At 75.6% G+C, this 13,361-nt stretch carries 13 protein-coding genes and 1 pseudogene; 6 read left to right on the forward strand and 8 right to left on the reverse strand.

Annotated elements, in window-relative coordinates; all coding sequences use genetic code 11:
- Positions 1–108: 108 nt before the first annotated feature.
- Positions 109–276, reverse strand: coding sequence for a hypothetical protein (locus tag ACFF45_RS31680; protein WP_381350271.1), 168 nt, complete (start codon positions 274–276; stop codon positions 109–111).
- A gap of 159 nt (positions 277–435) precedes the next feature.
- On the opposite strand from ACFF45_RS31680, the gene ACFF45_RS31685 reads away from it, so the two are divergent.
- The 4 genes from ACFF45_RS31685 (at position 436) to ACFF45_RS31700 (ending at position 3,436) form a co-directional block, all read left to right on the forward strand.
- A complete protein-coding gene (locus ACFF45_RS31685; protein WP_381350272.1) occupies positions 436–1,230 on the forward strand; it encodes a class I SAM-dependent methyltransferase in 795 nt (264 codons plus the stop codon).
- Between the two features lie 109 nt (positions 1,231–1,339).
- The gene (locus ACFF45_RS31690; protein WP_381350274.1) at positions 1,340–2,095 is read left to right on the forward strand and encodes a 2OG-Fe dioxygenase family protein; all 756 of its coding nucleotides are present in this window, start codon (positions 1,340–1,342) and stop codon (positions 2,093–2,095) included.
- A 145-nt stretch (positions 2,096–2,240) separates the two neighbouring features.
- The gene (locus ACFF45_RS31695) at positions 2,241–2,744 is read left to right on the forward strand and encodes a hypothetical protein (protein WP_381350276.1); all 504 of its coding nucleotides are present in this window, start codon (positions 2,241–2,243) and stop codon (positions 2,742–2,744) included.
- Positions 2,741–3,436, forward strand: coding sequence for a hypothetical protein (locus ACFF45_RS31700; RefSeq protein ID WP_381350277.1), 696 nt, complete (start codon positions 2,741–2,743; stop codon positions 3,434–3,436). The genes ACFF45_RS31695 and ACFF45_RS31700 overlap by 4 nt, the downstream gene beginning before the upstream one ends.
- Before the next feature lie 198 nt (positions 3,437–3,634).
- On the opposite strand, the gene ACFF45_RS31705 is transcribed toward ACFF45_RS31700, so the two are convergent.
- Positions 3,635–4,765, reverse strand: a complete 1,131-nt coding sequence (locus ACFF45_RS31705) for a carboxylate-amine ligase (protein ID WP_381350279.1) — start codon at positions 4,763–4,765, stop codon at positions 3,635–3,637.
- A 295-nt stretch (positions 4,766–5,060) separates the two neighbouring features.
- Positions 5,061–5,486: a RidA family protein gene (locus ACFF45_RS31710; RefSeq protein WP_381350282.1), complete on the reverse strand. Its 426-nt coding sequence runs from the start codon at positions 5,484–5,486 to the stop codon at positions 5,061–5,063.
- Positions 5,487–5,824: 338 nt separating this feature from the next.
- Here ACFF45_RS31710 and argG point away from each other — a divergent pair, with 338 nt between their 5' ends.
- Positions 5,825–7,270, forward strand: coding sequence for an argininosuccinate synthase (argG, locus tag ACFF45_RS31715; protein WP_381350284.1), 1,446 nt, complete (start codon positions 5,825–5,827; stop codon positions 7,268–7,270).
- 718 nt (positions 7,271–7,988) lie between these two features.
- The gene (locus ACFF45_RS31720; RefSeq protein ID WP_381350285.1) at positions 7,989–8,621 is read left to right on the forward strand and encodes a hypothetical protein; all 633 of its coding nucleotides are present in this window, start codon (positions 7,989–7,991) and stop codon (positions 8,619–8,621) included.
- A 53-nt stretch (positions 8,622–8,674) separates the two neighbouring features.
- On the opposite strand, the gene ACFF45_RS31725 is transcribed toward ACFF45_RS31720, so the two are convergent.
- The 5 genes and pseudogenes from ACFF45_RS31725 to ACFF45_RS31745 form a co-directional block, all read right to left on the reverse strand.
- Positions 8,675–9,652 (reverse strand): amidohydrolase family protein, encoded by a 978-nt coding sequence (locus ACFF45_RS31725; RefSeq protein WP_381350287.1) that lies wholly within the window; start codon positions 9,650–9,652, stop codon positions 8,675–8,677.
- Positions 9,653–9,803: 151 nt separating this feature from the next.
- Complete coding sequence (locus ACFF45_RS31730; RefSeq protein ID WP_381350288.1) at positions 9,804–10,913, reverse strand: amidohydrolase family protein; 1,110 nt, start codon at positions 10,911–10,913, stop codon at positions 9,804–9,806.
- Between the two features lie 383 nt (positions 10,914–11,296).
- The gene (locus tag ACFF45_RS31735; RefSeq protein WP_381350291.1) at positions 11,297–11,950 is read right to left on the reverse strand and encodes a CoA transferase subunit B; all 654 of its coding nucleotides are present in this window, start codon (positions 11,948–11,950) and stop codon (positions 11,297–11,299) included.
- A complete protein-coding gene (locus tag ACFF45_RS31740) occupies positions 11,950–12,705 on the reverse strand; it encodes a CoA transferase subunit A (RefSeq protein ID WP_381350292.1) in 756 nt (251 codons plus the stop codon). The genes ACFF45_RS31735 and ACFF45_RS31740 overlap by 1 nt, the downstream gene beginning before the upstream one ends.
- 218 nt (positions 12,706–12,923) lie before the next feature.
- A pseudogene (locus ACFF45_RS31745) lies at positions 12,924–13,361 on the reverse strand (bifunctional 3-(3-hydroxy-phenyl)propionate/3-hydroxycinnamic acid hydroxylase MhpA); the annotation flags it as partial.

Consider the following 13,361-nt stretch of genomic DNA (forward strand, 5'->3'; position numbering starts at 1 on the left):
GCATCTGTCGATCCTGGAACCGGATCGGGGGGCTCGCCACGTGTGGCGCCCCCGGTGCCGCTCACCGCCGAACGGCCGGTGAACTGCACGCCGGGCGGGGCGCGTTCCTCAACGGCGGGCGCGGGAGCGGGCGTAGGACCGGGCGATCGGCTCGGCGCTCAGCCCGTGGAGCACGATGCTGAACAGGACGGTCATCACCATCAGCCGGGCGACGAAGTCCCCCTGCCGCGCCGGGAGGTCGATGACCGCGAGCGACCCGAACACGATCGACGTCACGCCTGACCGCTACGGCGAGCACGGCGCCCCGCCCTTCCACGCTGCGTTTTCCGGTTCGCGGAGAGCCTAGGACACGTGATCCACCTCGCAGCTCCGCCACACAGGCCGGCGTCCGTGGGCCGCCGCGCGGCACCCGGGGAGCGGCGGGACACTGAGCGCATGGCACAGCACGCCTCGCGTTACGGCGAGGGGGTGTTCCGGCCGGAGGACCGGGGCGAGGACGACCGGATCGACCTCGGGGCGCTCGCGTACGACACCGTCACGATGGACCGGCTGCGGCACCTGGGCGCCGGCCCCGGGTGGCGGTGTCTCGACGTGGGGGCCGGGACGGGCAGTGTGGCCCGGCGGCTGCTGCGGGAGGCGGGCGTGGCGGAGGTGGTGGCGGCGGACCGGGACGTCCGGTTCCTGGCCGCCGGTCCGGTACCGGGGCTGACGCCGTACGAGGCCGACGTCACGTCCGAGGCGTTCGCGCCGGGCCGCTTCGACCTGGTGCACGCGCGGTTCGTGCTGATGCACCTGCCCGAGCGGGAACGCGTGCTGGCCCGGCTGGCGGGCCTGCTGGTGCCGGGCGGGACGCTGGTCGTCAGCGACGCCGTGGACCTGACGACCGCGTACGCCCCGGACGGTCCGTACGCGGCCGCGATGCGGGCGATGTGGCAGGGTCTGCGGGACACGATCGGCACGGACGTCACGTGGGTCCCGCGCTGCCCCCAACTGCTCGCGGGCGCCGGGCTGGAGTCCGTCGCCGCCGAGATCCATGTCCCGCCGCTGGAGCCCGGCAGCCCGATCGGCCGGTTCTGGGCCGAGACCTGGCGGCGGGCACGGGCGGCGATGGTGGCGACGGGGCTGGTGGACGACGCCGGCGTGGACGCGGCCCTGCGCTGCCTCGACGGCCCCGGCTTCGCCGGGCTGTCCCCCGGGATGCTGACGGCGTGGGGGCGGGCGGCGCGGTGACGGCGCGTGGCCGCCCGAGATGCGGTACCGCCGTGTCCGTGGACGATGAAGAGAGCGTGACAGGGCGGGGACAGGACGCGGGGGGCCGGGCAGAAGGGCAGGACACCTCGTGGACGGCACGGCTGTGAACGCGGGTGCGGGGCAGGCCACCGATCCGGTCGACCAGGCCCGGCAGGACCTGGTCTCGACCGGGGTGAGTCTGCTGCCCGGCCCCGCGGTGTGGGCGCATCTCGGGACGGACGCCACCGGGTGGACGCGGTTCGCCCGCCACTGGGCGGATCTCGCGTCGGACCGCTACGCCTCCGCGCGCGGCACACGGCGGCTGCGCCGCTACGGCCGGTTCCGCCTGGCCGCCGCCACCGGGGAACTGACCCCCCTGCCGCACCGGCCGTTCGTGCAACCGCAGGCGAGCAACCCGCTGTACGTGCGGGTCGACCGCCATTTCGAGCCGCTGACGCCGGCCTGCGCGTCCGATCCGGTGCTGCACGGGCTGCTGCGGCTGCTGGGCCGGATGGCGACGGCGCTGGACGACGTCGCCGTGTGGGAGGCGCAGGTGCACCCCTTCCGCGTGGTCGCGCAGGCCGGTGACGCCGGGGAGCCCACGCCCGAGGGACTGCACCACGACGGCGTCACCCTGGTGTCCTCGCTCCTGGTGGACCGGTGCAACGTCAGCGGCGGGTGCAGCTCGGTGCTGGACACCGACGGCACCGAGCTGCTGGACGTGACGCTGAGCGAACCGGGCAGCCTGCTGGTGGGCGACGACCGCCGCACCGTGCACGGGGTCTCCCCGGTCCGCGCCCGCGACGGCGACCGGCCGGCCTGGCGCGACGTACTGGTGGCCACCCTGGTCCCCCTGGCGGGCTAGGCCGCGTCTTCGCGGCCTTGGCCGATGGCGGGATTCGGCCAGGTTCGGCGAGGGAGAGGTGAACTTCCCCTTCACACGGTCCTGTTCGGGGCCGAGCGCCAGTACGTTTGCCTCACGCACAACGAGTCACCGGGCGGGGGGTCCGATGCTTTCGTGGGCCGAGGGCGCGCTGTACGGCGCCGGCGGCGGGTTCGTCGTCGAGGCCGTCGTGACGTTCGGGCGCCTGCCCGCCTGGCAGCAGACGCGGCATGCGGCGAGGGTGTCCGGCGAGGCGTTGCCGCGGCTCGGCACGTACGTCGATCCGCCGGCGGACGCGCTGGCCGCGCTCTTCCGGATCGTGCTGGGCGGTGCGGCCGGCCGGCTGCTCCACAGCGAGCGGGCGGGGGTGTCCGCGGCCGTCGCGGTGGGGGCTTCGACGCCCGCCGTGCTGGCCCGGACGGGCAGCGCCACCACCGTCACCGAGGCCCTCCGGGCAGGGGCCGCACCCGGCGCCTCCCCTGCCCCGGCGGCTCCCACCGCTCCGGCCGTCCCCGCCGCTCCCGGCATGCCGGCGCCTCCCGCGGCCCCCACCGCCCCGGAGCCTCCCGCCGTCCCGGCCCGGCCCGCGTCGCCGGGACGCGGGCAGGCTCGTGGGGAGGCCGCCCCGTGAGCCGCGAACCGGTCGTCCGGCGTTCCTGGGCGTCACTCACCGGCCGGCGCCGCGGCAGTCCCGCGCGGGCAGCGGAACGCGGACGTGCCGGACACGCCCTGTGGCGGCGCGCCTGGGCATCGTTCACCGGCGTCGTCCTCCCGCCGCACCCCGGCCACGCTCCCGCTCCCGCGCCCCGGCCGCCGCAGGCCGGCCCCGTCGTACCCGGCTGGTTCCCGCTGCCCTCGCTCCCCGCGGGCGGCGCGCCGACCGCCTCCGGGGCTGACGCGGTGGTCCTGGCCGCCGCCTCCCCCGACGGCCGGGCGGCCTTCCTGCTGCGCCACCCCGCGGGCACGGCGGCCGAGTACGGCCTGGAACTGGTGGTGCGCGGCGCCGACGACGAGGACCGGCCGCTGCTGGCCACCGTCGCCTACGCGCCGCCGGACGGGCACGAGCGCACCCTCCTCGTGCCCGTGGCGCCGGGCAGGCTTGGGGCCGCGGCCTCGTACGTGCGCCTGCGCGGTTTCGGACCGGGCGCGACGTGGTCCGCCACCGGCCCGTCACCGGTGCCCGCGGAGTCCGACTGGTCCACGGCCACCGTCCAGGACTCCGTCGGCGCGGCGCTCAACGAGACCACCCGCGACGCCTGGCGCCGCCTGCGGCCGTTCGTCGGCGCAGCGACACGCGCCGCCATCGACGGTGCGCTGCGGTGAAGCGCGCCGGAGCGGCGGCCGGTCCCGCCGGGCGGCGCCGCGCCGCGCTCGACGCCGCGCCGCGCGGGACCAGCCCGCAGGGCGCGGTGCACGAGCCGTTCGGCGAGCGGCGGCCGTGGTGGGGAGCAGGCAGGCGGTCCGCCGCTGCACACCGCCCCGCTGAACCGCCCCGGCGACATCGAGGACCGGACAGGAGCCCTACCCGACCGGGTCCTGCGGCGGCCGCTCGCCTCGGGTCCGGGCGACGACGTCGTCCACGACACCGGTCAGCCCCGCCTCCCGGGCGACGGCGCGCTGCAGCCGGTCGCCGGAGCCGCGTGTCGTCAGGCGGTGCAGGAACGCCGTCACGCGCGCGGTGTCCCCGAACCTCTCCAGCATCGGGCGGACCAGGTCGGCCAGCCGCGCCGCCTGGACGGGCGCGGGCAGCACCCGGCCTTCGAGGGCGTCGACGCCCGCGCCGGACCAGCCGTCCCGGGCGGCCCGCCAGTACGCCGCGCGCAGCACCTCGCTGCTCGTGCGCGGCCCCGGGTCGCCCCGCAGGACCGTCTCCCGCGCGGTCATCACCAAGGCTCTGAGCAGCACCGTCAGGGCCACGGTGTCGTCGACGTCGGCCAGCACGTCCATGGACCGGATCTCCAGCGTCGGCAGCCGCGGATTGGGCCGCAGGTCCCAGAACGGCATGCCCGCGTCCAGCATCGCCTCGGTGTCCGCGATCGCGGCGGCGAGCCGCTCGTGCTCGCCGAGCGACGCGGCGTACGGCGGCGGGCCCAGGCACGGGAAGCGGCCCCTGATGACCGACCGCCAGCTGGCGTAGCCGGTGTCCTGCCCGCGGTGGAACGGCGAGTTGGCGCTCATGGCCACCACCAGCGGCAGCCACGGCCGCAGGTGGTTGCCGACCAGCACCGCCGTCTCACGGTCCGGCAGGTGCACATGGGCGTGGAAGGCGCAGATGGAGAAGTCGGCCATCATGGCCCGGTACTGCCGCACCCCGGCGCGGTAACGGGGGTGGTCACCGACCGGCGTGGGCTCACCGTCCCCCACGACGGGCGTGCCGGACGCGCAGACCCGCAGCCCCTCGGCCCGGGCCGCGTCCGCGACGCCCGCCCGGAGCCGCAGCAGCTCCTGCCGCAGTTCCTCCGCCGTCGTGCACGGCGAGGTCCGCACCTCGACCTGTGACTGGGCGAACTCCCCGGCGACCTGATCGCCGAGCGCCGGCCCGGCCCGCGCGACCACCCGGGGCCCGGCCGCGACCAGGCGCCGGCTGCCGGGGTCCACCAGGAACAGCTCCTCCTCGACACCCACCGTCGGTACCTCCCACGCGTCGCTCACCCCCTCAGCATCACCCACGGGCCCGGGCCCGCACGACGACCGACGCCGATGCCACGCCGCCCCCGTGGCGCCGGGGCGCCCGGCGCGTCGCGTACGGCGCCGCCGCCGGCCCGGAGCGGCCGGCCGGGTCGCGCCGCCACGCGGCCTCGTCGGCGAGGGTCCCGTCCGCGCGGTAGTGGCGGACCTGGGGCGCCCGGGGCCTCGGCCGGGACCACCCCGACACCGCCACGACCCGGTCCCACCTGGCCGCCTGGCGGGACCGGCAGCGGTAGGGCCGCCCGCGTGGCGGGCGGCCCTACCCGGCGGCGGGAGCGGCGGGGCGCACGGCCACCGCGTCGATCTCGAAGAGCATCCCGGGCAGCGCGAGCGCGGCCACGCCGCTCAGCGTCTGCGCGGGCAGCCGCTCCCCGAACGCCGCGTGCAGCGCCTTGCCCAGGACCTCCAGCTTGCCGAGGTCGTGGTCGACGATGTACGTGCCGAGCCGCACCACGTGCTCGAAGCCCAGCCCGACGCCTTCGAGGGCCCGGCGCAGACGGGCCAGCGAGAGCTCGACCTGCGCCGCGAAGTCCCCCGGCACGGGCGCGCCGGTGGCGGAGTCGGAGGCGTACTGGCCGCCGATGAAGACGAGCTCGCCGGGGGCGGAGACGGCGTGGCTGTAGCCGAACGGGGTGGGGTCGTGCAGGGTGGGCGGGTTGGTGATGGTGCGCTGGTCGGTGGTCACTGCGGACGTTCCTCTCCGTGCTGTCCGTGCTGTCCGTGCGTCACGGCCGCCCGTCGGGCGGCCGGGGGGCGTGCGGAGCCCGTGGCGGGCCGCCGCCGTGGGGCCGTGGCCGGGGAGCACGCCGCCGGGAGCACGCGGAGCCGCGTGCCGGGGCGACGGTGGGAAACCTGTCGTCGCCACCGCCCTCACCCCCGTTCCCCCTGACAGCGCGCCGCGCCGGCCCGCCCTCCCCCGACAACGCGCGGCGCGGGCCCGCCCATTCCGGCGGACCGCGGCGAACGCGGCCCATCGAGAGAGGGGGCTTTGCATGATCATGCGAGACAGTGCATACTCTTTCTATGTCCAAGGTCCTCACCTCTCTTCCCACCGGCGAGCGCGTCGGCATCGCCTTCTCCGGCGGCCTCGACACCTCGGTCGCGGTCGCGTGGATGCGCGACAAGGGCGCCATCCCGTGCACGTACACCGCCGACATCGGCCAGTACGACGAGCCCGACATCGCCTCGGTGCCCGACCGCGCCAAGACCTACGGCGCCGAGATCGCGCGCCTGGTCGACTGCCGCGCCGCGCTGGTCGAGGAGGGGCTGGCCGCGCTGGCCTGCGGGGCGTTCCACATCCGCTCGGGCGGGCGCGCCTACTTCAACACCACCCCGCTCGGCCGCGCCGTCACGGGCACCCTGCTGGTGCGCGCGATGCTTGAGGACGACGTGCAGATCTGGGGCGACGGGTCGACCTTCAAGGGCAACGACATCGAGCGGTTCTACCGCTACGGCCTGCTCGCCAACCCGCACCTGCGCATCTACAAGCCCTGGCTGGACGCGGACTTCGTCACCGAGCTCGGCGGCCGCAAGGAGATGTCGGAGTGGCTGCTCGCCCACGGCCTCCCCTACCGCGACAGCACGGAGAAGGCGTACTCCACCGACGCCAACATCTGGGGCGCCACCCACGAGGCCAAGACGCTCGAACACCTGGACACGAGCGTGGAGACCGTGGAGCCGATCATGGGCGTGCGGTTCTGGGACCCCTCGGTCGAGATCGCCACCGAGGACGTGACGATCGGCTTCGACCAGGGCCGCCCGGTGACGATCAACGGCAAGGAGTTCGCCTCCGCCGTCGAGCTGGTGATGGAGGTCAACGCCATCGGCGGCCGCCACGGCATGGGCATGTCGGACCAGATCGAGAACCGGATCATCGAGGCCAAGAGCCGCGGCATCTACGAGGCGCCCGGCATGGCCCTGCTGCACGCGGCGTACGAGCGCCTGGTCAACGCCATCCACAACGAGGACACCCTCGCCCAGTACCACACCGAGGGCCGGCGCCTGGGCCGGCTGATGTACGAGGGCCGCTGGCTGGACCCGCAGGCGCTGATGGTGCGCGAGTCGCTGCAGCGCTGGGTCGGCGCGGCCGTCACCGGCGAGGTGACGCTGCGGCTGCGGCGCGGTGAGGACTACTCGATCCTCGACACCACCGGCCCGGCGTTCAGCTACCACCCGGACAAGCTGTCCATGGAGCGCACCGAGGACTCGGCGTTCGGCCCGGTCGACCGGATCGGCCAGCTCACCATGCGCAACCTCGACATCGCCGACTCGCGCGCCAAGCTGGAGCAGTACGCCGGACTCGGCCTGATCGGCACCACCGGCCCCGCCATCGGTGCCGCCCAGGCGGCCGCGACCGGACTGATCGGCAGCATGCCGGAGGGCGGCGCCGAGGCCATCGCCTCGCGCGGCGAGGTGTCCGGCGAGGACGAGATGCTGGACCGCGCCGCGATGGAGTTCGGCACGGACTGACCGGCCGGGCCGAGCGCCCGGCTCGGCCCGCCCGAACCGGTCTCACCCCGGGTGGGCGCCCGTACCACCGGCGCGGCGCCGGCCCGGCGGCGTGTACGACGGCGGGAGGCGCGGCACTACGGCGAGCCCCCCGTCCGTCGCTGCCCGGCTGTGCGTCGCCCCACGCCCAGTGCGGCGTACCCCGACACCGGCAGGCCGCCTGCCCGAGGCCCCTGCCCTCGTCCGGCGAGGGGCGGCCGCCTGATGTGCCGTCAGGACGCGCCGAGCTCCGCGAGCCGAACGGTGGGTGCCGGGACCGACGGCTCGCGGCTCAGTGAGCTGAACGTCCGCGACCGGAACGGCGACCGGCTCACCGCCCGCGCCCAGGGCGACGCCACGACCGCCTCCCCGCTCCAGTGGAACCGCCGTTCGGCGGCCGCCGGAAAGACGGCGGCGGGCCAACGGCCTGCGCGCCGGCATGGCGCCGGCCGACCACACGGCGATCATGCGCTTCACGTACCCCGAGGACGGCCGGCGGAAGCTGGTCTTCGGCAACGTGGACGACCGGTCCGGTCCGACGATCGACGCCGAGGCCGGTACGGTCTCCGGCTGGCGAGACCCGTGCGGTCTCCGCCGGCATGAGCCGCACGTACCTGCACCGTGCCGATCGAGTCGGGCCGGAACGTCACCCTCGACGAGTTCGCCGGCACCGGCGACGGGGCCCGGCTCTCCTCCCGGGGTGGTCTTCGCGGCGGCGCACTTCCCCGCCCCGCGGCTGCGCGTCCCGAAGCCGTGGTGGCCCAACGGCTACGGCGCGCCGGCCCTGCCTGCCCTGGTCGTCACCGCGTCCGTCGGCGGTGCCGTGAGCGACGAGCGCACGGTGCGCGTGGCACTGCGCCCGTTCGGCCACGCCTCCGAGAACCCCGTCGTGTTCGAGCCCGGCGCCAACCGCGTCGCGCGGACCGTCGGCCTCGACCGGCAGCACGCCCGCTGGGTCCGCGTCCTCGCCGGCCGCCGCGCCACACCGACTACGGCGTCTCCCTGTGGCGGCTGTCCGTCACCGACAGCGGGGCCGGAGACCGATCTCGCCCCGCGCGCCGCCGCGTCGGCCTCGTCCACCGACAACGCCGCCGGCTCCGCCGCCGCGGCCGTCGACGGCGACCCGAACACCCGCTGGTCGTCCGGCTCCCGGGACGAGCAGTGCATCCGGACCGACCCCGGCGAGGCCCGCGACGGCCGGCACCGGGGCGACCTGGAGGTGACGGCACGGGGTTACGGAACGGCCCCGGCCCCCCAACGCGGCCGAGGCCGACGCACCGCCGCCCCGCCCGCCGGGCACCGGCCGCCGGGTCACGTCCGAGGCGGCCGGTGATGCCCCGCCGGACCTGGGGTTCGCCGCCCCGCTGCTGTCGGGCGGCGAGTGGTTCAGCCGGTTCGGCCGGCCAGTCGGGGGAAGAGCCGGTGGGCGTTGCGGGTGGTCAGGGAGCGCCAGGTGTCCTGACCGGGCTGGACGGCGGCGTCGAGGGAGGCGACCTGGGCGGCCACGCCCGGTGCGGGGGTGAAGCAGTAGTCGCTGCCGTAGAGGAGCCGGTCGGTGCCGAACGCGGCGGCCAGGGCGGGGACCTGGTACGGGAAGGGGGTGCCCGCCATGTCGAACCACAGGCGGCCGACCTGTTCGGGTATCGGGTCCAGGCGCTCGGTGTCCGCCGACGGGGCGGCGAAGACGCTGCGGAAGAGTTCCATGCGCTGGGTCAGCAGCGGCAGGGCGCCCGCGCCGTGGGTGAAGATCCACGGGATGTCCGGGTACTGCTGCAGGCGCCGCTGGTGCACCAGGTCCGCGACCGTGCGGGTGGAGTCGAAGACGAACTCCAGCATGGGGCGCGGGCGGCCGAGGGAGACCGCCTCCTGGTTCGGCGGGGAGGTGGGGTGGACGAAGACCGGGGTGCGGCGGCGGTCGAGTTCGGCGAGCAGCGGTTCGAGGCGGGGGTCGCCGAGGTAGACGCCGTGGGCGTTGGTCTCGATCGTGACGCCGTCGCTGCCGAGCACGTCCATGGCGTGGGCCAGTTCGTCGAGGGCGGCGTCGACGTCGGGCAGGGGAAGGGAGGCGAAGTGGCCGAACCGGTCGGGATGGTCCCGCTTGAGGCCGGCGCCCGTCTCGTTGACGTGGCGGGTGAGGGCGCGCGCCGCCCTGTCGTCGCCGAAGTGGGTGCCGGGTGAGGAGACGGACAGCAGGGAGGTGGCGATGCCGCACTCGTCCATGAGGTCCAGGTGGCGGGCGGCGTCCCAGGTGGGCCAGGCCGGCATGCCGTCGGGTTCGTGATGGCCCGACTCCTGGGCCTCCTGGAGGTAGCGCGGGGTGACGAAGTGGGCGTGCACGTCCACGAGCGGGGTCCGGGTGGTCATGTCGGCGCGTCTTTCCGGTCGAAGCGTCTGTCGGGCAAGCGTGGTTGAGCCGAGCGTCTTACGGGCGAGTGTCTTCGGGGGCGAGCGTCTTACGGGCGGGCGGCTTCGAGTCGGGCGCCTCTCGGGCCGGTGGTCTTCCGGTCGGCGCGGGTCAGACGGCGGCCGGCGTCTGCTCGGCGCCCGCGCACCAGATGCGGCGGACGGCGCGCGTGGCCCGGATGTCGGCGAGCGGGTCGCCGTCGACGAGGAGCAGGTCGGCGCGGAGACCGGGGCTGACCGCCCCCCGGTCGTCGAGGCCGAAGGAGCGGGCGGGCAGCGCGGTGGCGGCGCGGAGGGCCTCGGCCGGGGTGAGGCCGGCGTCGACGAGGAGTGCGAGTTCGTGGTGGATGCTCTCGCCGTGCCGTACCTGGAACGGCACGCCGGGCTGGGTGTTGGCGTCGGTGCCGGCCAGGATCGGCACGCCGGCCTGGTGCAGGGCGGCGAGGTTCGTGCGGGCGGTCCGGTAGGCGTGGGGGACGCCACGGGCCGCCGCGGTGCCTTCCATCATGGTGAGGGTGGGGATCCAGACGCGGCCCTGCCGGGCCGCCCGCGTGATGTCGGCGGGGAGCAGCGGCCGGTCGAAGGGGACGTGGGTGAGGAAGTCGACGCCGGCGTCGAGGGCCATGGTGCAGGCGCCCGCGGTGGCCGTGTGCGCGACGGTCTTCCTGCCGTGCGTGCGGGCGGCGGCCACCAGCGCGTCGATGGTCTGCTCGTCCGGGCCTCCCTCACCGGGAGCCTCCACCACGATCTTGATGTAGTCGGCACCCGCGGAGACCTGGGCCGCCACGAACTCACCGGCCTGCTGCGGGCTGCGCACGACGGCGTCCTGGGCCATGCCGGGAATGTGGGAGTGCGGCCCGCCGGCACCGACGGCCGGGGTGCCGGCGCTGCGGATGTCGGTCAGGCCCGGTACCCGGCGCAGGTCGGCGAGGAGTTGCGGGGGCCAGGTGGCCATGTCCAGGGCGGTGGTGACGCCGTGGGCGGCCAGCCGGGCCAGGGTGTCGGGCCCGTGCAGGTGCACATGGGCGTCGATGAGCCCGGGGAGCAGGGTCATGCCGGTGCCGTCGACGGTCCGGGCGCCCGCGGTGCGGGTGTCCCGGGAGACGGTGCCGCCGTCGATGACCACCGTGCGCGGCTCGGTGAGCCGCCGGCCGTCGAACACGCGGACGTTGAGCAGGGCGGTCCTGGCCGGGCCGGGCTCGGCGGGGGCGGGGTGGGTCACCGAGGGTTCTCCTGTGCGATCGGCCGAACGGTCGCGCTGTTCGGACGCGGAGGACGCGGGTGCGGACTCGGGAGGACACGCGTGAGCACTCGCGCGAACGCGGAAGGGGGTGCGGGTGGGGCGGGACGGCGGCGGGGCGGCGGGAATGCGGTCATCACGTCATGCGTCGTGGCTGATACGACGGTGACGCGCCGGAGCGCGGTCGGCGAGGGGGCCGAACGGCGGCCGCGGTGGGCGGTGACCGGTGAGGACCGCCCCGACCGCGAGGCAGGGCAACCTCGGACAGGACGCGGTCGGGGCGGGGACGGGTGGCGGGCCCGGTACGGGGCCTGCGGGTTCCGCCGGTCCGGTGGCTGTCCGGGTACACCGGACCGGCGGAGGCCTCAGGCCGTCGGCCCGACCGCTTCCGGTACGTGCAGCGGTGCCGCCGTCGCCGCGACGATCCGCTCCCGGGTGACGCCGGGCGCCGTCTCGGCCAGGACGAGTCCGCGGTCGGTGACGTCGAGGACGCCGAGGTCGGTGATGATCTGGTGGACGCAGCCCCGGCCGGTGAGGGGCAGCGTGCACTCCGGGACGATCTTCGGGCTGCCGTCCTTGGCGGTGTGCTCCATCAGGACGATGACGCGCCGGGCACCGTGGACGAGGTCCATGGCGCCGCCCATGCCCTTGACCATCTTGCCGGGGATCATCCAGTTGGCCAGGTCGCCCCGTGCGGACACCTGCATGGCGCCGAGGATCGCGGTGTCGATGTGGCCGCCGCGGATCATGCCGAAGGAGAGCGCGGAGTCGAAGAACGCCGCGCCCGGCAGGACGGTGACGGTCTCCTTGCCGGCGTTGATCAGGTCCGGGTCCACGGCGTCGTCGGCCGGGTAGGGACCGGTGCCGAGGATGCCGTTCTCCGACTGGAGGACCACGTGCACGCCCTCGGGCACGAATCCGGGCACGAGCGTCGGCAGTCCGATGCCGAGGTTGACGTAGTCGCCGTCGCTCAGCTCGGCGGCGGCCCGGGCCGCCATCTCGTTGCGGTTCCAGGCCATCAGGCGGCCACCGTCCTCTTCTCGATCTGCTTGTCTGCCGCCTGCCGCGCCGTGAGGGCGACGACACGCTGGACGAACACGCCGGGCAGGTGGATGTCGTCCGGGGCGAGGGCGCCCGGTTCGACCAGTTCCTCGACCTCGGCGATGGTCACCCGGCCCGCCATGGCCGCCAGCGGGTTGAAGTTGCGGGCGGACTTGTCGAAGACGAGGTTGCCGTGCCGGTCCCCGCGCGCCGCCCGTACCAGGGCGAAGTCGCAGGTGATGGCCTCCTCCAGGACGTAGTCGCGGCCGTCGAAGCGTCGCGTCTCCTTCGCCGGGGAGGCGACGGCCACCCCGCCGTCCGCGGTGTGGCGCCAGGGGATGCCGCCCTCGGCGAGCGGGGTGCCGACGCCCGCCGGGGTGTAGAACGCGGGGATGCCGCAGCCCCCGGCGCGCAGCCGCTCGGCGAGGGTGCCCTGGGGCACGAGTTCGACCTCCAGTTCACCGGTGAGGTACTGGCGGGCGAACTCCTTGTTCTCGCCGACGTAGGAGCCGGTGACCCGGGCGATGCGTCCGGCGCCGAGCAGGATGCCGAGGCCGTGGTCGTCGGTGCCGCAGTTGTTGGAGACCACCCGCAGCGAGCTGGCGCCCTGGGCGTGGAGGGCCGAGATGAGGGTGCTGGGGATCCCGCACAGGCCGAAGCCGCCGACGGCGAGGGAGGCCCCGTCGCCGATGTCGGCCACGGCATCGGCCGCGGAAGGGGATGTCTTGTCCATGAACGTCCTTCGGAGTCTTGTCGCCGGGAACACGGGGGGCGCGGAGCGGAGGGTGCGCCGCGAGGGTCGCTTCCCGGGAGGTGTCACGGGGCGTCCGGGCCGTGCGGCAGCGGTCGGCAGGGCCCGGACGCCGGGTGGTGCTCCCGGCTCGTGGCGCCGGGAGCACGGCAGCGGACGGGGTGTGCGGTTCCCGTGCGCCGCGGTCGGTGGAGCGCCCCCTAGGAGTGGGCGACGGCCGTCAGCGGTGCGGGCACCGGCGTGCGGTCGGGGGTGGCGGCGGGCTGCTGCACCTGTTCACGCAGCTGGCTCACGAGTTCCGCCAGCCCGGCGCCGTCGGTGGCGGTGCCGAACAGGTAGAAGTCGGGCCGGACCACGGCCGCCGCATGGCCGTGCTCGCGCAGGTGGGGCAGGTAGCCGTCCGGCGCGTCCAGGTAGCCCTCGGCCGGGGCGTTGTCGGTGTACAGCGGGACGAGGGTGGCACCGATGGCCGCGAGGAAGGCGCGGTCGGAGGCGTCCAGCGCGTCCAGGGGGGCCGCTCCGTCGCTCAGCACCGTGAACCCGCCTCCGGTGAGCTCGTCCAGCAGCGCCGTACGCCCCTGATGGGTGACGGGGTACTGGGGGGTGAGGTGGCCGACGTTTGCGGCGCGGGTGCCGTC

The organism is Streptomyces cinereospinus, assembly GCF_042430725.1.
Classification (GTDB): domain Bacteria; phylum Actinomycetota; class Actinomycetes; order Streptomycetales; family Streptomycetaceae; genus Streptomyces; species Streptomyces cinereospinus.